21 protein-coding genes are annotated in these 22919 nt (G+C 60.2%); 10 read left to right on the forward strand and 11 right to left on the reverse strand.

Annotation, left to right across the window (positions count from 1 at the left end):
- The first annotated feature begins 325 nt into the window (after positions 1-325).
- The 3 genes from N438_RS04070 (at position 326) to N438_RS04080 (ending at position 5325) form a co-directional block, all read left to right on the forward strand.
- Complete coding sequence (locus N438_RS04070) at positions 326-1837, forward strand: anion permease (protein ID WP_012968326.1); 1512 nt, start codon at positions 326-328, stop codon at positions 1835-1837.
- 54 nt (positions 1838-1891) lie between these two features.
- The gene (fumA, locus tag N438_RS04075; RefSeq protein ID WP_008805047.1) at positions 1892-3544 is read left to right on the forward strand and encodes a class I fumarate hydratase FumA; all 1653 of its coding nucleotides are present in this window, start codon (positions 1892-1894) and stop codon (positions 3542-3544) included.
- A 164-nt stretch (positions 3545-3708) separates the two neighbouring features.
- The gene (locus N438_RS04080; protein WP_012968328.1) at positions 3709-5325 is read left to right on the forward strand and encodes a mechanosensitive ion channel domain-containing protein; all 1617 of its coding nucleotides are present in this window, start codon (positions 3709-3711) and stop codon (positions 5323-5325) included.
- Between the two features lie 563 nt (positions 5326-5888).
- Here the strand turns inward: N438_RS04080 and pcaC are convergent.
- The 6 genes from pcaC to N438_RS04115 are packed head-to-tail and all read right to left on the reverse strand — an operon-like array spanning position 5889 to position 10953.
- Positions 5889-6278 (reverse strand): 4-carboxymuconolactone decarboxylase, encoded by a 390-nt coding sequence (gene pcaC, locus N438_RS04090; protein WP_008805049.1) that lies wholly within the window; start codon positions 6276-6278, stop codon positions 5889-5891.
- On the reverse strand, positions 6268-7035 hold the full coding sequence (gene pcaD / locus N438_RS04095; protein ID WP_012968330.1) for a 3-oxoadipate enol-lactonase: 768 nt from the start codon (positions 7033-7035) through the stop codon (positions 6268-6270). The genes pcaC and pcaD overlap by 11 nt, the downstream gene beginning before the upstream one ends.
- Positions 7025-8377 (reverse strand): 3-carboxy-cis,cis-muconate cycloisomerase, encoded by a 1353-nt coding sequence (locus N438_RS04100; RefSeq protein WP_023297538.1) that lies wholly within the window; start codon positions 8375-8377, stop codon positions 7025-7027. Before N438_RS04100 ends, pcaD begins: the two co-directional genes overlap by 11 nt.
- 9 nt (positions 8378-8386) lie before the next feature.
- Entirely contained in the window at positions 8387-9589 is a 1203-nt protein-coding gene (gene pcaF, locus N438_RS04105; RefSeq protein WP_008805052.1) for a 3-oxoadipyl-CoA thiolase, read from the reverse strand.
- A 10-nt stretch (positions 9590-9599) separates the two neighbouring features.
- Positions 9600-10256 carry a 3-oxoacid CoA-transferase subunit B gene (locus N438_RS04110; protein WP_032754262.1) on the reverse strand — a complete coding sequence of 219 codons (657 nt, stop codon included), beginning with the start codon at positions 10254-10256 and terminating at the stop codon, positions 9600-9602.
- Between the two features lie 10 nt (positions 10257-10266).
- A complete protein-coding gene (locus tag N438_RS04115) occupies positions 10267-10953 on the reverse strand; it encodes a 3-oxoacid CoA-transferase subunit A (protein WP_008805054.1) in 687 nt (228 codons plus the stop codon).
- A gap of 169 nt (positions 10954-11122) precedes the next feature.
- Here N438_RS04115 and N438_RS04120 point away from each other — a divergent pair, with 169 nt between their 5' ends.
- Positions 11123-11929, forward strand: a complete 807-nt coding sequence (locus N438_RS04120) for an IclR family transcriptional regulator C-terminal domain-containing protein (RefSeq protein WP_008805055.1) — start codon at positions 11123-11125, stop codon at positions 11927-11929.
- On the opposite strand, the gene smrA is transcribed toward N438_RS04120, so the two are convergent.
- Positions 11926-12489, reverse strand: a complete 564-nt coding sequence (smrA, locus tag N438_RS04125; protein WP_008805056.1) for a DNA endonuclease SmrA — start codon at positions 12487-12489, stop codon at positions 11926-11928. The two genes, N438_RS04120 and smrA, sit on opposite strands and share 4 nt — an antisense overlap.
- 101 nt (positions 12490-12590) lie before the next feature.
- Positions 12591-13499: a LysR family transcriptional regulator gene (locus tag N438_RS04130; protein ID WP_008805057.1), complete on the reverse strand. Its 909-nt coding sequence runs from the start codon at positions 13497-13499 to the stop codon at positions 12591-12593.
- A 166-nt stretch (positions 13500-13665) separates the two neighbouring features.
- On the opposite strand from N438_RS04130, the gene N438_RS04135 reads away from it, so the two are divergent.
- From N438_RS04135 to abgT, 3 genes are all read left to right on the forward strand, one after another.
- Entirely contained in the window at positions 13666-14976 is a 1311-nt protein-coding gene (locus tag N438_RS04135; protein WP_116696101.1) for a M20 family metallo-hydrolase, read from the forward strand.
- Complete coding sequence (locus tag N438_RS04140; RefSeq protein ID WP_032735489.1) at positions 14976-16421, forward strand: M20 family metallopeptidase; 1446 nt, start codon at positions 14976-14978, stop codon at positions 16419-16421. The genes N438_RS04135 and N438_RS04140 overlap by 1 nt, the downstream gene beginning before the upstream one ends.
- Positions 16422-16544: 123 nt before the next feature.
- A complete protein-coding gene (abgT, locus tag N438_RS04145; RefSeq protein WP_039103303.1) occupies positions 16545-18071 on the forward strand; it encodes a p-aminobenzoyl-glutamate transporter in 1527 nt (508 codons plus the stop codon).
- A gap of 32 nt (positions 18072-18103) precedes the next feature.
- On the opposite strand, the gene N438_RS04150 is transcribed toward abgT, so the two are convergent.
- Positions 18104-18262, reverse strand: coding sequence for a hypothetical protein (locus N438_RS04150; RefSeq protein WP_012541886.1), 159 nt, complete (start codon positions 18260-18262; stop codon positions 18104-18106).
- Positions 18263-18519: 257 nt separating this feature from the next.
- Here N438_RS04150 and ogt point away from each other — a divergent pair, with 257 nt between their 5' ends.
- The 3 genes from ogt to uspE all read left to right on the forward strand — a co-directional run bounded on the left by ogt (position 18520) and on the right by uspE (position 21071).
- Positions 18520-19035, forward strand: a complete 516-nt coding sequence (ogt, locus tag N438_RS04155; RefSeq protein WP_023297535.1) for a methylated-DNA--[protein]-cysteine S-methyltransferase — start codon at positions 18520-18522, stop codon at positions 19033-19035.
- Between the two features lie 194 nt (positions 19036-19229).
- Positions 19230-19982 carry a fumarate/nitrate reduction transcriptional regulator Fnr gene (gene fnr / locus N438_RS04160; protein WP_002903394.1) on the forward strand — a complete coding sequence of 251 codons (753 nt, stop codon included), beginning with the start codon at positions 19230-19232 and terminating at the stop codon, positions 19980-19982.
- Positions 19983-20120: 138 nt separating this feature from the next.
- Positions 20121-21071, forward strand: a complete 951-nt coding sequence (gene uspE / locus N438_RS04165) for a universal stress protein UspE (RefSeq protein WP_008805063.1) — start codon at positions 20121-20123, stop codon at positions 21069-21071.
- Between the two features lie 117 nt (positions 21072-21188).
- On the opposite strand, the gene N438_RS04170 is transcribed toward uspE, so the two are convergent.
- Complete coding sequence (locus N438_RS04170; protein WP_004887037.1) at positions 21189-21377, reverse strand: YdiH family protein; 189 nt, start codon at positions 21375-21377, stop codon at positions 21189-21191.
- A gap of 148 nt (positions 21378-21525) precedes the next feature.
- Positions 21526-22914: a Re/Si-specific NAD(P)(+) transhydrogenase subunit beta gene (gene pntB / locus N438_RS04175; RefSeq protein ID WP_012541888.1), complete on the reverse strand. Its 1389-nt coding sequence runs from the start codon at positions 22912-22914 to the stop codon at positions 21526-21528.
- Between the last annotated feature and the right edge of the window lie 5 nt (positions 22915-22919).

The following is a 22919-nucleotide window of genomic DNA, read 5'->3' on the forward strand; positions in this document are numbered from 1 at the left end:
ATTCAGCATTAAATGTTCATTTTTATTTTTACATTTATCGATATTTTAGCCAAATTAACACCTCATCATATAGGGTTATACTGATAATAAAAAAATAGTGAAATCACCTGCTTTTCTTGATCTCGATCAATTGCAACGGCCATTGAAAGCGCAATATATAAATAACCAACAAATTTAATTTAACGCCCAGACAAACGCGTTAAATAAACGCCCTGACGATACTCAGAAACGAAAAATAAAAACTAAAGTAACTTTTGTAATTAAAGAAATCACTGAGCATGTCGCTGGCGTAAACGCTATTTTCAACAACTTGCAGATACTCATTATGAAAGAGAAAAAGACAACCATACCGCCTGCCGGTGCAGTCAATCCAACGACTGCGACTAAAAAACGTCTCCTGATGATGGCGCTGCCGATTATCGTTGCCGTACTGTTATTGTTCGTTCCGGTCCCGGACGGCCTGCCGCCGTACGCCTGGCACTACTTCGCCATCTTCGTCGGGGTGATCGTCGGGTTAATTTTTGAACCGCTGCCTGGCGCCGTTATCGGCATCACCGGCGTGGTGGTGATCGCCCTCTGTAGCCAGTGGCTGTTGTTCAGCCCGGAACAGATGGCCGCCCCGAGCTTCAAGCTGGCCGGCGCCTCCTTTAAATGGGCGGTGAGCGGCTTCGGCAACTCCACGGTCTGGCTTATCTTCGGCGCGTTCATGTTCGCCGCCGGCTACGATAAAACCCAGTTTGGCCGCCGCCTGGCGCTGATCCTGGTGAAATATCTTGGCCGTCGCAGCCTGACGCTGGGCTACGCCATCACCTTCGCTGACCTGTTGCTGGCGCCGTTTACGCCGTCTAACACCGCGCGCAGCGGCGGTACCATCTACCCGATTATTGCCAACCTGCCGCCGCTGTACGGTTCAAAACCAAACGACCCGAGCGCGCGTAAAATCGGTTCCTATCTAATGTGGGTGGCGATCACTGCCGCCTGTATCACCAGCTCGATGTTCCTGTCAGCGCTGGCACCGAACCTGCTGGCCCTGGCGCTGGTAAAAAGCATCGTCGGTATCAACATCTCGTGGGGGACCTGGTTCATCGCCTTCCTGCCGCTCGGTGTCCTGCTGATCCTGACTATGCCGCTGCTGGCTTACTGGTTCTATCCGCCGGAAGTGAAAATCAATAACGAAGTGCCGCTGTGGGCCGCGCGTGAGCTGGAAAAACTGGGCAAACTGTCGCGCAATGAAATTCTGCTGCTGGTGTTCGTCTGCTTCGCGCTGATGATGTGGATCTTCGCCGCCGACTGGATTGAACCCGCGCTGGCCGCCCTGCTGGTTATCGTCCTGATGCTGTGGACCGGCGTGCTCTCCTGGAGCGACATCACCAACAACAAAGCGGCGTGGAACACCTTTGTCTGGTTTGCCACCCTGGTGGCGCTGGCCGACGGCCTCTCCTCCACCGGTTTCATCGCCTGGCTGGGTAAAGAGGGCGGCGCGCTGATGGGCGGTATCTCCCCAGGCGTGGCGACCATCGTCCTGCTGCTGGCGTTCTACCTGCTGCACTACCTGTTTGCCAGCACCACCGCGCACACCACTGCCCTGCTGCCGGCCATGCTGACTATTGCGGCCACCATTCCGGGTATGAATATGGAAGTGTTCGTCCTGCTGATGGTCACCTCGCTGGGCGTGATGGGGATTATCACCCCGTACGGTACTGGCCCAAGCCCAATCTACTACGGCAGCGGCTACCTGCCGACCAAAGACTACTGGCGCCTCGGCACCATCTTTGGCGCCATCTTCCTGGCCGCCCTGCTGCTGATTGGCTATCCGTGGATGTCCATGATGTTCTGATTCATAACCGCCGGGACCACCCCGGCGGTTTTTATCTTTATGGAGTAAGTGACTATGTCGACTAAACCGTTTGTTTATCAGGATCCGTTCCCGCTGGCGCACGACGATACCGAATACTATCTGCTCAGCAAAGAGCACGTCTCTGTCGCCGAATTTGACGGCCAGCCGGTTCTGAAAGTAGAGCCGCAGGCGCTGACCCTGCTCGCCCAGCAGGCCTTCCACGACGCCGCCTTTATGCTGCGCGTCTCCCATCAGCAGCAGGTCGCCTCGATTCTGCTCGACCCGGAAGCCAGCGAAAACGACAAATACGTGGCGCTACAGTTCCTGCGCAACTCCGAAATCGCCGCCAAAGGTATTCTGCCCACCTGTCAGGATACCGGCACCGCCATCATCATGGGTAAAAAAGGCCAGCGCGTCTGGACCGGCGGTGGCGATGAAGCCGCCCTGGCGCAGGGCGTTTACAACACCTATACCGAAGATAACCTGCGTTACTCACAGAACGCGCCGCTGGATATGTATAAAGAGGTCAACACCGGCACCAACCTGCCGGCGCAGATCGATCTCTACAGCGTCGACGGTGAAGAGTATAAGTTCCTGTGTATGGCGAAAGGCGGCGGTTCCGCCAATAAAACCTATCTCTATCAGGAAACCAAAGCGCTGATCACTCCGGCGAAGCTGAAAAACTATCTGGTCGAGAAGATGCGTACCCTCGGTACCGCCGCCTGCCCGCCATACCACATCGCGTTTGTGATCGGCGGTACCTCGGCAGAAGCGACGCTGAAGACCGTGAAGCTGGCCTCCACCCGCTACTACGACGGCCTGCCGACCGAAGGCAACGAGCACGGTCAGGCGTTTCGCGACGTCCAGCTGGAGCAGGAGCTGCTGCAGGAAGCGCAGAACCTCGGCCTCGGCGCGCAGTTTGGCGGGAAATACTTCGCTCACGATATCCGGGTGATCCGTCTGCCGCGCCACGGCGCCTCCTGCCCGATCGGCATGGGCGTCTCCTGCTCCGCCGACCGCAACATCAAAGCGAAAATCAACCGCGACGGCATCTGGATCGAGAAGCTGGAGAGCAATCCGGGGAAATATATCCCTGAACATCTGCGTCAGCAGGGTGAAGGCAATGTCGTCAGCATCAACCTGAATCAGCCGATGAGCGAAATCCTGGCGCAACTGTCGGCGCACCCGGTCTCCACCCGCCTGAGCCTCAACGGCACCATCATCGTGGCCCGCGACATCGCCCACGCAAAGCTAAAAGAGCTTATTGATAACGGCGAGGCGCTGCCGCAGTACGTCAAAGATCACCCGATCTACTACGCGGGCCCGGCGAAGACGCCGACCGGTTATGCCTCCGGCTCCCTCGGTCCGACTACCGCAGGCCGCATGGACTCTTATGTCGATCTGCTGCAGTCGCACGGCGCGAGCATGGTGATGCTGGCGAAAGGCAACCGCAGCCAGCAGGTGACCGATGCCTGCCATAAACACGGCGGCTTCTACCTCGGCAGCATCGGCGGCCCGGCAGCAGTGCTCGCCCAGCAGAGCATTAAGAGCCTCGAGTGCGTGGCCTATCCGGAACTGGGGATGGAAGCTATCTGGAAAATCGAAGTGGAAGATTTCCCGGCGTTTATTCTGGTTGATGATAAAGGTAACGACTTCTTCCAGCAGATCCAGAATAAGCAGTGTGCCGGCTGTCAACAGCACGGCTAACGCTCACTTCTGACGCTGATATCAGGCCGTCGCCGTTTGGGCGACGGCTTTTTTTATGCCCACGCCGCGCCAGCTTGAATTCATTTCGCGCCAGGCTATGCTCAACTACAAGCCGTCCGTTGTTTGCTGAAAAATAACAATAATTCTCTTTCTCAGGTGCCTCTATGAACAGGATGAGCGTGGTGATCCTCTGGGCGCTGGCGCTGCTGGTGCTAAAGCCGGCGCTGGCTGCCGAACCGCGACAGCAGCCGACCGCCCGCGAGCAGGCACGCACAGTCACGATTTTCCATCAACCTGTCGTCATGTTGCAGGCTACTTTCGGCCAGACCACGCCCGAAGAGCGCGTCCTGCGTACCCGCAGCGCCTTACGCGCCTTTACTGAAGACGATATTCGCCAACCGCTGCGGGTCGTTGCGGTCAACCGCTATGGTCAGCCGGGCCGGCTGTTTCTGATGAACGGCAAACCGGTGCTGCTGCTGAGCCAGGCGGATCTCGATGAGGGCGATGATTTAACGCTCGACCAGGCGGCCCAGCGGGTGCTGGCGCGAATGGAGGCCCAGCGCACCAGCCTGCAGGAACAGTTCAACGACCGTTATCTGCTGCTTTCCGCCGGCAAAGCGCTGGCCGGAGGGCTGCTGCTGGCGCTGTTTTACTACGGCGCCTTCCGCGCCTGGCGGCGGGTGCGGCGCTTTTTCCTGCTGCGGATCCTTGAAAAACGCAGCGCCATCCCGCAGCACTGGCGGCGCTATCTCGGCAATATTGAAGTTCGACTCTATGCTGTGCTGGTCATTCTCGTCGGCATGCTGGCCAGTTATCTCTGGCTGAGCTGGGCCTTCAGCCTGTTTCCCTGGACACGGGTGTGGAGTGAATCGCTGGGTGACTGGTCGCTGGGCGTGATCCGCGATCTCTCCCTGTCGATTGTCGCCTCCCTGCCGGGGCTGATGATCGTGGTGCTTATTTTCCTGATCACCTGGCTCATCATTCGCCTGGTGAAAGTGGCTCTCGACCAGGTCGCCGCCGGCCGCATTCAGGTGCCGGGCATCCATCCGGAAACCGTCAGCGCCACCCGCCGGTTGATCTCGGTGGTCATCTGGCTGTTTGCCCTGTCCGCCGCCTACCCGTTCCTCCCCGGCGCCAACTCCCTCGCCTTCAAAGGCATTAGCGTGTTCTTCGGCCTGATGCTGACTCTCGGGTCGACCGGGGTGATGACCCATGCGATGAGCGGCCTGGTGCTGATCTACTCCCGGGCGCTGCGCAAAGGCGACTGGATCCGCCTCGCCGACAATGAGGGACAGGTCAGCGAGATTGGCGTGCTGGCGACCAAAATTCTCACCCGTGAAAATTACATTGTCACCGTCCCGAACGCCGTGGTGGTGAGCGGGAAAATTATTAATCTCAGCGCCGAGAGCACCGACGGCGGGTTCAATCTCACCACCAGCGTCACCATCGGCTACGATACGCCGTGGCGTCAGGTGCATGCGCTGCTGGAGCTGGCGGCAAGACGCACCCCTGGGGTGGATCAACAAATCGCCCCGATAGTTCGCAAGCTGGGGTTGCTTGACTGGTACACCGCGTATGAGCTGCAGGTGCGCTTGCTCCCCACAACTAAGCTGCCGGATGGCCGCAACGCGTTGCATAGCAGTATTATTGATGTGTTTAACGAATTCGGCGTGCAGATTATGTCGCCGAACTTTGTGATGCAGCCCAAGGCGGCGGTGGTGGTGCCGCAGGAGGCCTGGTACGCCGCCCCAGCCGTCGCGCCGCAGGAGCCTGAGAAATAAGGGCTAATATAGCGGCATCTCCGCCGGGTGGCGGCTTCACCGCTGAGCAAGAACAGCCAGCGCAGAGCCGCGCTTGTGCCGGGCGGTGGCTAACGCCTTGCCCGGCCTACGGATCGTGCGACCTGTCACTCATTTACCCACTTGCGCGACTGAAACTGCCGGTGTTGGCGGCCTCAAAATCGCTGAGACGTTCCCGGAAGGCCGGGGCAGCCCGCATGGATGCGGGCTGAGGGCCGTGTTTTGCACGGACGCTGCCTCGGCCCGACCCGCAGCCTGCAGGGATAAGTCGAAGGCACCACGCAGTGGCGATTTTGCTGGCCGGAGCCCGGGGGTACAGGGGGCGGCGGCGACTGGCCGCCCCCTGTGCGCTCCCCGCGCCATAAGAGACATAACGCAGAAGATCAACCGGGAGCGCAATCTGCCCGGAATTAACATAGAAGTTGTAGCCCTGCCAAACATAGTGCGAACAGGGACATTTCCGGTTGTGCCGTTATTTCGCCGGGTGGCGGCTGCGCCTTACCCGGCCTACAACGACTGCCGGGCAATCCGACTCGGACGACGACTCAACCCTGCGCGGCGTCGATGTCGTCAAACACCTGCTGCGCCAGATGCATCGTGGCATTCGCCGCCGGCAGCCCACAGTACAGCGCAGAGTGCATGATCAACTCTTTCAGCTCATCGCGGGTGACCCCGTTGTTAAACGACGCGCGCAGATGCATCTTCAGCTCCGCCTCGCGATTGAGAGCAATCAGCATGGCAATGGTGATCATGCTGCGGGTGTGGTGGTCGAGCCCCGGACGGGTCCAGGTCTCACCCCAGGCGTAGCGGGTGATAAAGTCCTGAAACTCGTCATTCAACGGCGTCAGATGCTGCAGGGTACGGTCGACGTGGGCGTCGCCCAATACTTTGCGCCGTACCGTCATTCCGTCCTGATAGCGCTGTTTATCCTCCATGGCGTTCCCCCTGGAAAAAGCTTAGCAGCGCCGAAGTAAAGCTTTTCGGCGCCTCAATGTTTGACAGATGCGATGCCGCCAGCACCACCACCTGGGAAGCGGGGATCTGCTGCTGCAGGAAACTGGCGTCACTGACCGTAGTGACAGGGTCACTTTCACCGGCGATAATTAATGTCGGCAGCGGGATCTGCCCCACTTCGCCCCGCAGGTCGGCGGCGGCCAGCGCCTCGCAGCAGGCGGCATAGCCTTCGACGTCGGTATGGGTTAACTGGTGGCAAAGCGCCTCCACCACCTCCGGCGCCTTCTGGCGAAACGCATGAGTGAACCAGCGATCCGCCGCCCCGGCGGCCACCACCGCCATTCCCTCCTGGCGTACCGCCCGCGCCCGCGACAGCCAGCTGGCCTGATCGCCAATGCGCGCCGCGGTGTTGGCAACGGCCAGACCATAAAAACGTTCTGGCGCAAAGCGTCCCAGCCACAGGCCGGTCAGACCGCCCATCGAGATCCCGCAGAACCAGGCGCGGTCGATATTCAGGTGATCGAGCAGCGCAATCACATCTTCCCCCAGCTGGGCGAGGGTCACTTTGCCATTTTTCGTCGTATTACCGTGACCGTGGGTGTCATAGCGCAGCACCCGAAAATGGGCGGTTAACGCCTCGATCTGCGGCTGCCACATCGCCCGGGTGGTGCCCAGCGAGTTGGAGAGGACGATAACCGGCGCGCCCTCCGGCCCGTCGAGTTGATAATCAAGATTCATCACGTTGCTCCTGATAACGCGCCAGCACCTGGCGCACAAAGCGTTCGGCGCTGCCGGTCGCCGTTGCCGGGTCCAGCAGCGTGGTTAAGCGTTCACGAGAGAGATACTGACTGACCTGTGGGTCAGCCGCGAGCAGATCGACCAGCGGAGAGTGACGGTCCAGCGCCTGACGGCACAGCGCCTCGATATGATGATGCGCCTCGGCTTTGCCGATGAATTCCGCCAGCGCCAGGGTCACCGCCTCGGCCATGATCAGCCCGTGGGTGATATCGAGATCGGCACGCATTTTCTGCGGGAAGACCTGCATATCGCGCACCAGCGCTTCACTTTGCGCCAGCGCCCCGCCCACCAGAGTAATCAGATCCGGCAGCGTCTCCCACTCCGCCTGCCAGCCGCCCAGCGCCCGCTCGTGCTGCTGGAGCTGGCTGGCGTAGAGGGTCGCCATCAGCCCCGGCGTACGCTGGGCGGCGGTCAGGATCGCCGCGCAGGCCACCGGATTGCGCTTATGCGGCATCGTCGATGAGCCGCCGCGGCCTTCCGCCACCGGCTCGCCGACCTCAGCCACTTCGGTCTGCATCAGCAGGGAGAAGTCGTTAGCGAATTTCCCCAGGGTACCGCAGACACCGGCAAACCAGGCGCCCGCCTCCAGCAGCCGATCGCGCTGGCTGTGCCACGGGGTATCCGGCAGCGACAGACCGAGGATCTGCGCCAGCGCCTGGCCAACCGCCGGCCCTTTCTCTTTTAGCGCGTCCAGAGTGCCCGCGGCGCCGCCAAACTGCAGCACCAGCAGCCGCGGACGCATCTCGCGCAGCCGCTGCTGCCAGCGCAGGAGCGCGTCGAGGGTGCCCGCCAGCTTCAGGCCAAAGGTCACCGGCAGCGCATGCTGCATCCAGGTCCGACCCGGCATGACAGTATCGCGATAACGATCCGCCTGGAGAGCCAGGGCAGCCAACAGCTGCTCAAGCAAGGTCTCAGCGGCATCCAGCGCCCCGCGCAGCTGGAGCACCAGTCCGGTGTCGATGGCGTCCTGACTGGTGGCTCCCCAGTGGACGTAGCGCGCAGCCTCGGGATCTCGCGCTTTTACCTGTACCGTCAGCTGTTTCACCAGCGGGATCGCCAGGTTACCGGCCCCCACCGCCGCCTCGCCCAGCGCGGCAAAATCGATGGTCTCGTGGCGGCAGGCCGCGACAATCGGCCCGACCGCTTCCGGCGGCACCATCCCGCAGACGGCCTGCGCCTGCGCCAGCGCCGCTTCAAAATCCATCATGCCCTGCACCCGCTGCGCGTCGCTGAACCAGTCGGTCAGCGGACTGCTGCGCAGCATTGGGGTCAACAAACTCATTCTGGCTCCTTAAACACGTTCAATAATCAGGGCGATCCCCTGTCCGACGCCGATGCACATGGTGCACAGGGCGTAGCGGCCGCCGGTCCGTTTCAGCTGATAAGCCGCGGTCATCGCCAGCCGGCCGCCGGAGGCACCGAGCGGGTGGCCCAGCGCGATCGCCCCGCCGTTAGGGTTCACGTGGGCGGCATCATCCGGTAAGCCCAGATCACGGGTCACCGCCAGCGCCTGAGCGGCGAAGGCTTCATTCAGTTCGATGACATCCATCTGGGCTAATGTCAGGCCGGTCTGCGCCAGCACCTTACGCACCGCGGGCGCCGGGCCAAAGCCCATGATCCGCGGCGCAACACCCGCCGTCGCCACGCCGACCACCCGGGCCAGCGGTTGAAGATCGTGAGCCGCCAGCGCCGTCTCGCTGGCCAGCAGCAGCGCACAGGCGCCATCGTTAACGCCGGAGGCGTTACCGGCGGTGACGCTGCCGTCGGCGCGCACCACGCCGCGCAGTTTAGCCAGCGCCTCCAGCGAGGTACTGCGCGGGTGCTCATCGCGGCTAAACAGCAGTGGCTCGCCTTTACGCTGCGGCACCTGGACGGCGATCAGCTCATCGGCGAAACGCCCCGCCTCCTGCGCCGCGGCGGTACGCAGTTGACTGCGTAAGGCGAACGCGTCCTGATCGGCACGGGAAATGGCAAACTCATCGGCGACGTTTTCCGCCGTCTCCGGCATGGAATGCACGCCGTACAGGGCTTTCATCTGCGGGTTAATAAAGCGCCAGCCGATGGTGGTATCCTCCATCTGCATGCTGCGGCTAAAGGCGCTCTCTGCTTTCCCCATCACAAACGGCGCGCGGGACATGCTCTCCACGCCACCGGCGATCATCAGCTGCGTCTCGCCGCTTTTAATCGCCCGCGCCGCGACGCCGATCGCATCGAGGCTGGAACCGCACAGGCGGTTGATGGTGCTCCCGGGCACGCTCTCCGGCAGCCCGGCCAGCAGCAGCGCCATCCGCGCCACGTTGCGGTTATCTTCCCCGGCCTGGTTGGCGCAGCCAAAGATCACATCGTCAATGCGCGAGGGATCCAGTCCCGGGTTACGCTCCAGCAGGGCTTTTAATGGCAGCGCCGCGAGGTCGTCGGCGCGCATCGTCGCCAGGGTACCACCGAAACGGCCAAAGGGTGTACGTACCGCATCACAGATAAATGCCTGATTCATCATAGGTTCCTTACGCGCTTTCCGCCAGTTGTTCAAAGGTCAGCGCCACCGGAGTGATGCGCTGCAGCTCTTCAAAAGAGAGACCGTTAAAGATTTCACGTACCACCGGGCCGCGGTCGGTGATGTCGATCACCGCCAGGTCGGTATAGATCCGGCTGACGCAGCCGACGCCGGTCAGCGGGTAGCTGCACTGCGCCACCAGCTTGCACTCGCCGTCACGGGTCAGGTGGTCCATCATCACGAACACCTGGCGGGCGCCGATGGCCAGATCCATCGCCCCGCCAACGGCCGGGATCGCATCCGGCGCACCGGTGCTCCAGTTGGCGAGGTCGCCGCTGGCGGAGACCTGATAGGCCCCCAGCACGCAGATATCGAGATGGCCGCCGCGCATCATGGCGAAGGAGTCGCCGTGGTGGAAATAGCAGCCGCCCTGCAGGAGGGTGACAAACTCTTTACCGGCATTGATCAGCTCGGGATCTTCTTCCCCGGTCTGCGGTTTCGGCCCCATCCCCAACAGGCCGTTTTCGCTGTGCAGGAACACTTCTTTGTCGGCGGGCAGGTAATTGGCAATGCGGGTCGGCAGGCCGATGCCGAGGTTGACGTAAGCGCCTTCGGGAATATCGCGGGCCACGCGCTGGGCCATTTCGTCACGGGTCAGTTTTTGCATCTCGGGATCCTCAGGCGCGTTGTGCGGCAGTCAGGTTTTCCAGCGAGAAGACACGCTGGACGAAAATGCCGGGGGTGATGATGTGTTCCGGGTCGAGGTCGCCCAGCGGCACCAGCTGCGAGACCTCGACGATGGTGGTTTTCGCCGCCGTCGCCATGATCGGGCCAAAGTTGCGCGCCGCCTTGCGATAGACCAGGTTGCCCCAGCGGTCGCCCTGATGGGCCTTAATCAGCGCGAAATCGGCTTTAATCGGATATTCCAGTACGTAATGGCGACCATCGATTTCCCGCGTCTCCTTGCCTTCCGCCAGCGGTGTGCCGTAGCCGGTGGGGGTAAACACTGCCCCCAGCCCGGCGCCAGCCGCCTGGATCCGCGCCGCGAGGTTACCCTGCGGCACCAGCTCCAGCTCCACTTTGCCGCGGCGATAGAGGTCATCGAAAATCTGGGAATCCACCTGGCGCGGGAAGGAGCAGATCATCTTGCGTACTCGCCCGGCTTTCAGCAGCGCCGCGAGACCCACTTCCCCGTTGCCGGCGTTGTTATTAATGATGGTCAGGTCGCGGGCGCCCTGGTCAATCAGGGCGTCAATCAGAAAGGTCGGCTGGCCGGCGGGACCAAAGCCGCCGATCATAATAGTCGCCCCGTCGTGGATCCCGGCGATGGCCTCGCTCAGCGTCGATACGCTTTTATCAATCATCAGGTCGCTCCAGTGATGTGCGGTAATCGCACTTTTATTCGTTGTTCGCACAAAATGTGACCCGCTTAACGATGTCGGTCAAGGGCGATAATCGAAATATGGTGCGATAATCGAACATCGGTTATCTTTAGCGAAAGAATGTGATCGATGGCAAATATGGGGAACAGAAATGGACAAGCATCCAGACGATTTACTGACCGGCGACGGCGATCCGTTTAAGGGCGATCCTAACTTTATGGCCTCCCTGGCGCGCGGCCTGGAGGTGATTCAGGCGTTCACGCCGCAGCGGCCCCTGCTGTCTATCTCGCAGATCAGCCAGAAGACCGGCATTCCGCGCGCGGCGGTGCGCCGCTGCCTGTATACCCTGAGCAAGCTGGGGTTCGTGTATGCCGAAGACGGTAAGAATTTCCAGCTGCGACCGCGGATCCTGGCGCTGGGCCACGCCTGGCTGGCCTCGACGCCGCTGGCGCGTTCGGCGCAGCCGGTGCTGCGACATCTGAGCGAAATGCTCAACGAGTCCTGCTCCATCGCCACCCTCGACGGGGACGATATTCTGTATATCGCCCGCGCCTCCAGCTCGCGGATTATGACCATCGACCTGGATATCGGCAGCCGCCTTCCGGCCTGGGCGACCTCGATGGGCCGGGTGCTGCTCAGCCATCAGCCGGAGGAGAAGCTCAACGACATGCTGGCTCGGGTGACCATGATCCGCTACACCCCGCAGACGGTGGATTCGGTGGCGAAGCTGCGCGCCGAACTGAAACGGGTGCATCAGCAGGGGTATGCCCTCAACGACCAGGAGCTGGAGATGGGCCTGCGCTCCCTCGCGGTACCGCTGTTTAACGCTCAGGGGCAGGTCCAGGCGGCGCTGAACGTTGGGGTGCATGCGGGCCAGATGTCGGCCCGCGAGATGATCGATCGCGTGCTGCCGGAGCTGCAAAAAGCCGCCCGCGAGCTGACGCTGCTTCTGCGCTAACGACTGCGCTTGGCGTGCTGCTCCCAGGTCTCCTGCTTCGCCTCGGCCGATTTACGCAGCGCGACATAGCAGGCGCCGCTGCCGCCATGATGTGGAAGCGCGGCGCAGAAGGCCTGCACCTCCGGCAGCTCTTCCAGCCAGCGCGCCAGATAGCTGCGGATAATATTGGCGTGGGACTGGTCGTCGCGGCCTTTGCCGTGAACGATCAGCACATTACGTAACCCCTCTTTCTGCGCCTGCACCATAAAGGCGAAGAGCATCTGTCGGCACTGTTCCACCGGCTGGCGCAGCAGGGAGAGGCTCGCCTGCTGGCTGTATTTCCCCCGCCGCAGCTTATCCAGCACGCCGCTCTGCAGCCCTTCACGCTTAAACTCCAGCGGCGTGGCGAGCGGCACGATATCGAGATAGCCGGTGGTGAGAAAATTATCCAGTTGCAGGGTATCGACACGCTGCGGGGCCCGGCTGTTGCGCCCGGGATGCCAGTGCACGTCATTTTTACGTTTCAGAGGCTGGACATCTTCCATGGCGTCAAGAAACAGGGATTTGTCATCAAGGTTCATGGGCTCTCCTCCAGCGGCTGTCGCCAGCTACTATAGCCGCCCGGCGCTCCCCCCTCAACGCGTTTAGCCGCGTTCGCTGGCAAAGTGAGCGCGACGGGCGATTAAGGAAACAATTGTCGGCTTTGGCGGCGAAACAGCGTGATTAACGACGCCGTTAATGGCGTCTGCCGGGTATCGCGCCGCTGGATCAGATAATAGGTGGCCGTCGGCAAGACGTCGCGGACAGGGATCATCACCAGCTTGTCCGCCATCAGCGGATCGTTGCCGAGCTCCACCGGCAGGATGCTGAGAAAATCACTTTTCACCACCAGGCTAATGCACGACGAGAAGGTTTCGCAAACAATATCTACCTTAGGCGCTAACCCGGCCTGATTAAGCCGGTCCTGCAGCTGTTTAAAGTAGCTGCCGCGCGGCGTCGGCATGGTCCAGTGGTGATCCATCAACTCCCCCAGCGAGGTGGCCTGCGCCGCCGGATGTCCCGCGCGGGCAAACACCGCGAACGGTTTCTCAAACAGTTTCTCAAAGCTGAACTCATGGTCGTACGGCCCGGGGTAATAGGTATTGATGGTGAAATCCAGCTCTCCCTGGCGCAGCTCATTGATCATCGCCAACAGCTGGCCCTCCATGATCCGCACCTTTACCTGCGGATGCTGCTGATGAAAGCGACAGATCACCGACGGCATCAGCGACCGGGCGACGCTGGCGCCAAGGCCAATATTAATTTGCCCGGCCTGCTCGCCCTGACGCTGCAGCAGTTCGTCCTGCGCCGCCCGCAGCTCCTCAAGGATCAAGCTCGCATGTTGGTAAAAGCTTTCGCCGTTTTCGGTCAGCGCCACCCCCTGACTGCGGCGCACGAACAGCTGGGCGGAAAGCCCCTCCTCCAGCTCTTTAATCGCTTTGGTCAGGGCCGGCTGCGAGACCGCCAGCGCCCGGCTGGCACCGCGAATACTCCCTTCCCGGGCCACTTCGACGAAGGCGCGGATATGATGAAATTTAATCTGAAATGCCATGCTTTCGGTGATAACCATTGTTTATCAGACAGAAGAAAATCACATCTACTGTAATCCATCAGGCTATGGCAGGTTAAGTGGGATACGGCCTGTAAAACGTAAGTGATAAACAAAAGCTATCACATCGTGAACGCCGTCACATTTTTTACTTATGACAGGATGAGCTATGCCGCAACTTGATGAATACCTCCACCAGCTGGCGCCGGCCATGATCCAATGGCGCCGTGATTTTCACCTGCACGCGGAATCCGGCTGGCTGGAATTCCGCACTGCCAGCAAGGTGGCGGAGATCCTCGACGGGCTCGGCTATCAGCTGGCGCTGGGGCGCGATGTCATCGATGCCGATAGCCGGATGGGGCTGCCGGACGAGGATACCCTGGCCCAGGCTTTCGAGCGCGCCCGCGAACAGGGCGCGCCGGAACGCTGGCTGCCGGCGTTTGAAGGCGGTTTCGCCGGCGTGGTCGCCACGCTCGACACCGGGCGGCCCGGCCCAACCCTGGCCTTCCGCGTCGATATGGATGCCCTTGACCTCAATGAACAGCACGACGACAGCCACCGCCCTCATCGCGACCATTTCGCCTCCTGCAACGCCGGCATGATGCACGCCTGCGGCCATGATGGCCATACCGCCATCGGGCTGGGCCTGGCGCATGTCCTGAAGCAGTATGCCGCGCAGCTCAACGGGGTGATCAAACTGATTTTCCAGCCCGCTGAAGAGGGCACCCGCGGCGCCCGGGCGATGGTGGCCGCCGGCGTGGTGGATGACGTGGATTATTTCACGGCGATCCATATCGGGACCGGTGTGCCGGCAGGTACCGTCGTCTGCGGTGGCGACAACTTTATGGCCACCACTAAATTCGACGTGCAGTTCAGCGGCGTGGCCGCCCACGCCGGCGGCAAGCCGGAGGAGGGGCGCAACGCGCTGCTGGCCGCCGCCCAGGCCGCTCTTGGCCTGCACGCCATCCCGCCGCACAGCGCCGGCGCCTCGCGGGTCAACGTCGGGGTGATGCAGGCGGGCACCGGGCGCAACGTGGTGCCCTCTTCCGCGCGGTTAAAAGTGGAAACCCGCGGTGAAAGCGAAGCCATTAACCAGTACGTGTTCGAGCGGGCGCAGCACGTCGTCGCCGGGGCGGCGGCGATGTACGAAGCCCGCTACGAACTACGCATGATGGGTGCGGCGACCGCCAGCGCGCCGTCGCCGGCGTGGGTGGACTATCTGCGCGAACAGGCCGCCCGTGTGCCCGGCGTGCAACAGGCGGTGGATCGTATCGCCGCCCCGGCGGGCTCGGAAGACGCCACCCTGATGATGGCCCGGGTCCAGGCGCGCGGCGGCCTCGCCTCGTACATGATCTTCGGCACCCAACTGAGCGCCGGTCACCACAACGAGAAGTTTGACTTCGACGAGAGCGTCATGGCGCTAGCGGTAGAAACTCTGGCGCGTATCGCGCTTAACTTTCCCTGGCAGCGGGGGGTGTAATGGAAGCCATTTTTCAGTTTGTGGACGAGATGATTGAGACGCGACGCGAGGCGTACTGCGCCATCGCCGATGACATCTGGGATCACCCGGAGACCCGCTTTGAGGAGTACTGGTCCGCCCAACGCCTGGCGGATGCGCTGGAGGCAGAAGGTTTCCAGCTCACTCGCGATGCGGGTGGGATCCCGAATGCCTTTATCGCCAGCGTCGGCGAAGGCCAACCGGTGATTGCCCTGCTCGGCGAATTTGACGCCCTGGCGGGCCTCAGCCAGCAGGCGCACTGCGCGGAACCGACACCCTTGACACCGGGAGCCAACGGCCACGGCTGCGGGCACAATCTGCTCGGTACGGCGGCATTCGCCGCGGCGGTCGCCGCCAAAGCCTGGCTGCAACAGCATGGCGGCGCGGGCACGCTGCGCTTCTATGGTTGTCCCGGCGAGGAAGGCGGATCGGGAAAAACCTTTATGGTGCGCGAAGGGTTGTTTGATGATGTCGATGCGGCGCTGACCTGGCATCCGGAAGCCTGGGCCGGGATGTTCAGCACCCGCACCCTCGCCAATATTCAGGCGGCATGGCGTTTTACCGGCACCGCCGCCCACGCTGCGAATTCGCCGCACCTGGGCCGGAGCGCGCTGGATGCCGTCACTCTGATGACCACCGGCAGCAACTTCCTCAATGAACATATCATCGAGAAGGCGCGGGTCCATTATGCCATTACCGATACCGGCGGTGTCTCGCCCAACGTGGTGCAGGCTCAGGCGGAAGTGCTGTATCTGATCCGTGCGCCGGAGATGGCCGACGCGGAGGAGATCTTCGCCCGCATCGAGAAGATTGCTCAGGGGGCCGCGCTGATGACCGAGACCCAGGTCAGCTGCCGCTTTGAAAAAGCCTGCTCCAGCTATCTCCCCAACCGCACGCTTGAGGCGGCGATGTATCAGGCGGTCTGTCATTACGGTACCCCCGCCTGGAGCGACGAGGAGCGCGCTTTTGCCGCGGCGATACGCGCCACCCTCAGCGCCAACGATATTAACAACAGCCTGAACAATATTGCCGGCACCAGCGGGGAGGAAGGCAAAACGTTCGCTCGTCGCCACCGCGACACGCTGCTGATTGATGAGGTGGCGCCCTGGGCGGCCACGGATAACGTCCTCGCCGGCTCCACTGACGTCGGCGATGTCAGCTGGAAAGCGCCGGTGGCTCAGTGCTTCAGCCCGTGCTTCGCGGTGGGAACCCCGCTGCACAGCTGGCAGCTGGTGAGCCAGGGCAGAACCTCCATTGCCCATAAAGGGATGTTGCTGGCGGGGAAAGTGCTCGCGGCGACCGCGATCCGTTTATTCAGCGACAGCGCCCTGCTGGCGGCCAGCCAACAAGAACTCAGGCAGGTACTGGCCGAACGCCCCTATCGTTGCCCGATCCCGGCGGAGGTGAGTCCGTCCGTTTTACGATAACCACTTAAGACAGGCTACTCCTGGCCAACGCTGACCGGCATCGCGGCACGCACCGACCATAATAACCGCCGGCAGTACGGGAGCAGGCCTGCCCAACACAACAACGACAACAGAGGAACGCCCATGAGTATGTCATCCATACCGTCGTCTTCCCCCGGCGGAAAGAGCTATGGCTGGGTAGAGAAGATCGGTAACAAAGTCCCGCACCCGTTTTTGCTGTTTATCTATCTTATCGTGGCGCTGATCGCGGCCACGGCGATACTTTCCGCCTTCAACGTCGGGGTGCAGAACCCTACGGATGGTTCACGGGTGGTGGTCAAAAATCTGCTCAGCGTGGAAGGGTTGCACTGGTTTTTGCCCAACGTCATTAAAAACTTCAGCGGTTTCGCGCCGCTGGGGGCGATCCTCGCCCTGGTGCTGGGCGCCGGCTTCGCCGAGCGGGTGGGTCTGTTACCCGCGCTGATGGTGAAGATGGCCTCTCACGTCAGCGCCCGCTATGCCAGCTATATGGTGCTGTTTATCGCCTTCTTCAGCCATATCTCTTCCGACGCAGCGCTGGTAATTATGCCGCCGCTGGGCGCGCTGATGTTCCTCGCCGTCGGTCGGCATCCTGTCGCCGGCCTGTTGGCGGCGATTGCCGGGGTGGGCTGCGGCTTTACCGCCAATTTACTGATCGTCACCACCGACGTACTGCTCTCGGGGATCAGCACCGAGGCGGCAAAATCCATCGATGCCTCTTTGCACGTCAGCGTGATCGACAACTGGTACTTTATGGCGACCTCGGTGATCGTTCTGACGCTCGTCGGCGGACTGATCACCGATAAGCTGGTGGAGCCTCGGCTGGGGCAGTGGCAAGGCAGTCGTGATGAAAAGCTGCAGACCCTGACGCCCGAGGAGCGTTTCGGCCTGCGCATCGCCGGCGTGGCAACGCTGGTATTCGTGGCGGTCGTCGCCCTGATGGTAGTCCCCGAGAACGGTATTCTTCGCGACCCGGTTCAACACACAGTCATGCCCTCGCCGTTTATCAAAGGCATTGTGCCGCTGATTATCTTTTTCTTCTTTGTCGTGTCGCTGGCATACGGCATCGCCACCGGCAAAATTCGCCGCCAGGCCGACCTGCCGCAGCTGATGATTGAGCCGATGAAAGAGATGGCCGGGTTTATCGTGATGGTCTTCCCGCTGGCGCAGTTCGTGGCGATGTTCAACTGGAGCAACATGGGCAAGTTTATGGCCGTCGGTCTGACGGACCTGCTGGAGAGCGCCGGGATGAACGGCGTCCCGGCGTTTGTCGGGCTCGCGCTGCTGTCGGCTTTTCTGTGTATGTTTATCGCCAGCGGCTCGGCCATCTGGTCGATTCTGGCGCCGATCTTCGTGCCGATGTTTATGCTGCTGGGCTTTCACCCGGCCTTTGCGCAGATCCTCTTTCGCATCGCCGATTCATCGGTGCTGCCGCTGGCGCCGGTGTCGCCGTTTGTGCCGCTGTTTCTCGGCTTCCTACAGCGCTACCGACCGGATGCCCGCCTCGGCACCTACTACTCGCTGGTGCTCCCTTACCCGCTGATTTTTCTCGCCGTCTGGCTGCTGTTGCTGGTGGGATGGTATCTGGTGGGACTGCCGATCGGCCCGGGTATCTATCCGCGTCTTCCTTAACCTGCTGGCAGGCCAGGGATGGCCGTATAGCCTTAACGCGACACCTTCGTTTTCACTTTGCTGGCCGCATGATCCACACTGGCTAATTTATAGAAAAGCGCTTTGTACACCCTTTCAAACACCAGGGTCAGACCGTGGATCGCTAAGCCGCTGATGATCAATACCAGTACGCCAGTCAGTATATATTGCATAGCCCCACCTCTGAGTGATTAACAGCGCCGCGCTGAGGCGTCGGCACCCTACCAGGCGCATGAAGCACCGGTATCGTCAGTTAAAAATTAGCAAAAACCATGCCCGATAACCCGCCAGGATCGATCCAAAAATAAATCATCGTGGCTTACGCAGAGCGCCAGCCCGTGATGCGGCTTTATCTTTTGGGAGTATAGTTGACTGTCGTCAGCGCGTGGTATCGTGTGCCCCTCATGTACGATGGTGGATGACAGAAACGATGTTGACCTTGCTGCAGGATAAAATGGATACCCCGCTGGGGCCGCTGTGGGTACTTTGCGACGAACAGTTTAATTTGCGCGCCGTCGAGTGGGACGAGCACCGCGATCGGATGGAAACCCTGCTCGACGTTCACTATCGACGGGAAGGCTATCAGCGCGTCGACTGCCGCAACCCAGGCGGCCTCAGCAGTAAGCTGAACGACTATTTCGCCGGCGATCTGGCGATTATCGATACCCTGCCTACCGCCACCGCCGGCACCCCGTTCCAGCGCCAGGTCTGGCAGGCGTTACGCGATATCCCCTGCGGCCAGGTGATGCACTATGGCCAACTGGCCGAAGCGCTCGGACGCCCCGGAGCCGCGCGCGCGGTGGGCGCCGCCAATGGCGCCAATCCGGTGAGTATCGTGGTGCCCTGCCATCGGGTCATCGGGCGTAACGGTACCCTGACCGGCTATGCCGGGGGCGTGCAGCGAAAAGAGTGGTTATTGCGCCATGAAGGGTATCTTTTACTTTGACTGAAAATGCCTTTTCTGGAATCTTCAGGTAATTTTACAATCAAATATAGCGAAATAATCTATTGCTTATCAATCAGATATACAGCCATTTTGATTTACCCTGCTGATATTACGTGTTTCCGGGTCTGAAGACTTACCTGCTGATCAAAAAGATGTTAAAATTGACCAATATCAATTAAGGCCTGAGCAGACATATGATCCCTGAGAAGCGAATTATTCGACGCATTCAGTCTGGCGGTTGTGCTATCCATTGTCAGGATTGCAGTATCAGCCAGCTCTGCATCCCCTTTACTCTGAACGAGCATGAGCTTGATCAGCTGGATAATATTATCGAGCGGAAAAAGCCAATCCAGAAAGGTCAAACCTTGTTCAAAGCCGGTGATGAGCTGAAGTCGTTGTACGCTATTCGCTCCGGGACCATCAAAAGCTACACCATCACTGAGCAAGGTGATGAGCAGATCACCGGCTTCCATCTGGCGGGCGATCTGGTGGGCTTCGACGCCATCGGCACCGGTCTGCACCCGAGCTTTGCGCAGGCGCTGGAAACCTCGATGGTCTGCGAAATCCCCTTTGAAACCCTTGACGATCTTTCCGGAAAAATGCCGAATCTGCGTCAGCAGATGATGCGCCTGATGAGCGGTGAGATTAAAGGCGACCAGGATATGATCCTGCTGCTTTCCAAAAAGAATGCCGAAGAGCGCCTGGCGGCGTTTATCTACAACCTCTCTCGTCGTTTCGCCCAGCGCGGCTTCTCACCCCGTGAGTTCCGCCTGACCATGACCCGCGGCGATATTGGCAACTATCTCGGCCTCACTGTCGAAACCATCAGCCGTCTGCTGGGGCGTTTCCAAAAAAGCGGCATGCTGGCAGTGAAAGGCAAATACATCACTATTGAAAACAGCGATCTGCTGGCCCAGCTGGCCGGTCAGGCGCGCAACGTCGCTTAATCTCTGCGCACTACCTGGTCACGATCGGCAATTTTTTAAGATTTGTTGATCTGACCAGGCTCCTCCCCTGTTTCAATTCATCCATATAGGTTATCTTTTTAGTAACTGACGGTAGCTGCAGTTGTAAGGAGACCCTGTATGGCGAAGTATCAGAGCATGCTGGTAGTAATCGATCCTAACCAGGACGACCAGCCGGCACTTAGGCGCGCGGTGTACCTGCACCAACGGATTGGTGGACGCATCAAAGCCTTTTTGCCGATCTATGATTTTTCTTATGAAATGACCACCCTGCTGTCGCCGGACGAACGCACGGCGATGCGCCAGGGCGTTATTGCCCAACGTACAGCCTGGATCCGCGAGCAGGCGAAATTCTATATTGAATCGGGTGTGCCGATCGACGTAAAAGTGGTGTGGCACAACCGCCCCTTCGAAGCCATTATTCAGGAAGTTATTAGCGAGAAACACGACCTGCTGTTGAAGATGGCCCACCAGCACGACAAACTGGAGGCAGTGATCTTCACACCCACCGACTGGCATCTGTTGCGTAAGTGCCCCTGCCCGGTGTGGATGGTAAAAGACCAACCGTGGCCGGAAGGTGGCAAAGCGCTGGTCGCGGTCAATCTCGCCAGCGAAGAGAATTATCACAACACCCTGAACGAAAAGCTGGTTCGGGAAACGCTGTCGCTGGCGCAAGAAGTCAACCATACCGAAGTACATCTCATCGGCGCCTACCCGGTGACCCCCATCAATATCGCGATTGAGCTTCCGGATTTTGATCCCAGCGTCTACAACGACGCCATTCGCGGTCAGCACCTGCTGGCGATGAAAGCGCTGCGGCAGAAGTTTGGCATCGATGAGAAATTCACCCACGTGGAAAAAGGCCTGCCTGAGGAGGTGATCCCGGATCTCGCCGAGCATCTGCAGGCGGGGATCGTGGTGCTGGGAACGGTCGGACGTACCGGCCTGTCAGCGGCGTTCCTCGGCAATACCGCGGAACAGGTGGTCGATCATCTGCGCTGTGACCTGCTGGTACTCAAACCGGAGGCCTACCAGACGCCGGTGGAACTGGACGACGACGACGACGATTAACCCTCTTCTCGTACCGCTCATCTTCCCCCGCCTCGCGGGGGATTTTTTTTGCTTGCTGCCAGTCAGGCACAAAAAAAGGGCCGCTGGCGGCCCCTGTCACTGTCCAGCGAGAATGGCTTAGTGGATACCCAGACGCCAGGCCAGATCGATCTCTTCTTTCAGCTCCAGCGATGAGAGCGCCATCAGGTCAGCAAACTCCAGCTCCAGCAGTTTCAGCTTTTTCAGATACTGCGCTGGGGTCATGACGGTAGTGTCGCGGCGTAAGAATTCGATGGCCATCTGCGTTGGGGTTAACTCGGTATCCATAATATCCTCTGTCTGATGTAATAACCGGGACATTATATCATCTCTCACCGCTTATTTTATGAACAATTCCAGGCATCTCTCCGCATATAAAAAAGCCGTCTCACAGGAGACGGCTTATAAACAAACGTTGTAAAACAAGCGTGCTACATTACAGCGCTTTCAGGATCGCATCGACGCTGGCTTTCGCATCCCCAAACAGCATATGGGTGTTCTCTTTGAAGAACAGCGGGTTCTGTACGCCGGCGTAGCCAGTGTTCATCGAACGCTTAAAGACCACCACGTTCTGCGCTTTCCAGACTTCCAACACTGGCATACCCGCGATAGGGCTCTTCGGATCGTCCTGCGCCGCCGGGTTGACGGTGTCGTTGGCGCCAATCACCAGCACGGTGTCGGTATCGCTGAAATCGTCGTTGATCTCATCCATCTCCAGCACGATGTCGTAAGGCACTTTGGCTTCCGCCAGCAGCACGTTCATATGCCCCGGCAGACGCCCGGCCACCGGGTGAATACCAAAGCGTACTTTGATACCCCGCGCCCGCAGCTTCTCGGTAATTTCTGCCACCGGATACTGCGCCTGGGCCACCGCCATACCGTAGCCAGGGGTGATGATCACCGACTGCGAGTTTTTCAGCATCTCCGCTGTCTCTTCCGCGCTAATCTCGCGATGTTCGCCCACTTCTTCATCGCCGCCGCTGGAAGACCCATCGGTGCCGAAGCCGCCAGCAATCACGCTGATAAAGGAGCGGTTCATCGCCTTACACATAATGTAAGAGAGGATGGCACCGGAAGAACCCACCAGCGCGCCGGTGACGATCAGCAGGTCATTGCTCAGCATAAAGCCCGCTGCCGCTGCCGCCCAGCCCGAGTAGGAGTTGAGCATGGAAACCACCACCGGCATATCCGCGCCGCCGATAGAAGCCACCAGGTGCCAGCCGAAGGCCAGCGCGATCGCGGTCATCACCAGCAGGCACAGGACCTGGGTACCAGTGCTGTCGGCGCGAACAAAAATCACCATCAGCACGAAGGAGACCACCAGCGCCGCCAGGTTCAGCTTATGGCGATTGGGCAGCATCAGCGGCTTCGAGGAAATTTTGCCGCGCAGTTTACCAAACGCCACCACCGAACCGGTGAAGGTGACTGCACCGATGAAGATGCCGAGGAACACTTCGGTCAAATGGATATTGACCAGAATCTGCTCCATCCCGGTTTCATGCTGCAGGTAGCTGTTAAAACCCACCAGCACCGCCGCCAGGCCCACGAAGCTGTGCAGGATAGCCACCAGCTCCGGCATCTCGGTCATCTCGACCTTTTTCGCCAGACGAATACCGATCGCCCCACCGATCACCATCGCGAGGATGATCCAACCGACGTTGCCGGCGTCCGGCCCCAGAATCGTGGCGATCAGGGCGATAGCCATCCCGGCGATGCCGAAATAGTTGCCCTGCTGCGACGTTTCGTGTTTCGACAGACCCGCCAGGCTGAAAATAAACAGGATTGCGGCAACAATGTATGCAGCTGTAACTAATCCACCAGACATGTGCT

Source organism: Klebsiella sp. GL120222-02 (genome assembly GCF_003097195.1).
Lineage (GTDB): Bacteria > Pseudomonadota > Gammaproteobacteria > Enterobacterales > Enterobacteriaceae > Klebsiella > Klebsiella variicola.

Bases quoted from the DNA above. Each gene is read 5' to 3' on its own strand.
- fumA (WP_008805047.1), top strand. From the start codon at position 1,892: ATGTCGACTAAACCGTTTGTTTATCAGGATCCGTTCCCGCTGGCGCAC.
- uspE (WP_008805063.1), top strand. From the start codon at position 20,121: ATGGCGAAGTATCAGAGCATGCTGGTAGTAATCGATCCTAACCAGGAC.
- N438_RS04070 (WP_012968326.1), top strand. From the start codon at position 326: ATGAAAGAGAAAAAGACAACCATACCGCCTGCCGGTGCAGTCAATCCA.
- pcaD (WP_012968330.1), bottom strand. From the start codon at position 7,035: ATGAATCTTGATTATCAACTCGACGGGCCGGAGGGCGCGCCGGTTATC.
- pcaC (WP_008805049.1), bottom strand. From the start codon at position 6,278: ATGGAGGATAAACAGCGCTATCAGGACGGAATGACGGTACGGCGCAAA.
- fnr (WP_002903394.1), top strand. From the start codon at position 19,230: ATGATCCCTGAGAAGCGAATTATTCGACGCATTCAGTCTGGCGGTTGT.
- N438_RS04100 (WP_023297538.1), bottom strand. From the start codon at position 8,377: ATGAGTTTGTTGACCCCAATGCTGCGCAGCAGTCCGCTGACCGACTGG.
- pntB (WP_012541888.1), bottom strand. From the start codon at position 22,914: ATGTCTGGTGGATTAGTTACAGCTGCATACATTGTTGCCGCAATCCTG.
- N438_RS04135 (WP_116696101.1), top strand. From the start codon at position 13,666: ATGCCGCAACTTGATGAATACCTCCACCAGCTGGCGCCGGCCATGATC.
- N438_RS04110 (WP_032754262.1), bottom strand. From the start codon at position 10,256: ATGCAAAAACTGACCCGTGACGAAATGGCCCAGCGCGTGGCCCGCGAT.
- N438_RS04150 (WP_012541886.1), bottom strand. From the start codon at position 18,262: ATGCAATATATACTGACTGGCGTACTGGTATTGATCATCAGCGGCTTA.
- ogt (WP_023297535.1), top strand. From the start codon at position 18,520: ATGTTGACCTTGCTGCAGGATAAAATGGATACCCCGCTGGGGCCGCTG.
- N438_RS04130 (WP_008805057.1), bottom strand. From the start codon at position 13,499: ATGGCATTTCAGATTAAATTTCATCATATCCGCGCCTTCGTCGAAGTG.
- abgT (WP_039103303.1), top strand. From the start codon at position 16,545: ATGAGTATGTCATCCATACCGTCGTCTTCCCCCGGCGGAAAGAGCTAT.
- N438_RS04080 (WP_012968328.1), top strand. From the start codon at position 3,709: ATGAACAGGATGAGCGTGGTGATCCTCTGGGCGCTGGCGCTGCTGGTG.
- N438_RS04170 (WP_004887037.1), bottom strand. From the start codon at position 21,377: ATGGATACCGAGTTAACCCCAACGCAGATGGCCATCGAATTCTTACGC.
- pcaF (WP_008805052.1), bottom strand. From the start codon at position 9,589: ATGAATCAGGCATTTATCTGTGATGCGGTACGTACACCCTTTGGCCGT.
- N438_RS04120 (WP_008805055.1), top strand. From the start codon at position 11,123: ATGGACAAGCATCCAGACGATTTACTGACCGGCGACGGCGATCCGTTT.
- N438_RS04115 (WP_008805054.1), bottom strand. From the start codon at position 10,953: ATGATTGATAAAAGCGTATCGACGCTGAGCGAGGCCATCGCCGGGATC.
- N438_RS04140 (WP_032735489.1), top strand. From the start codon at position 14,976: ATGGAAGCCATTTTTCAGTTTGTGGACGAGATGATTGAGACGCGACGC.
- smrA (WP_008805056.1), bottom strand. From the start codon at position 12,489: ATGAACCTTGATGACAAATCCCTGTTTCTTGACGCCATGGAAGATGTC.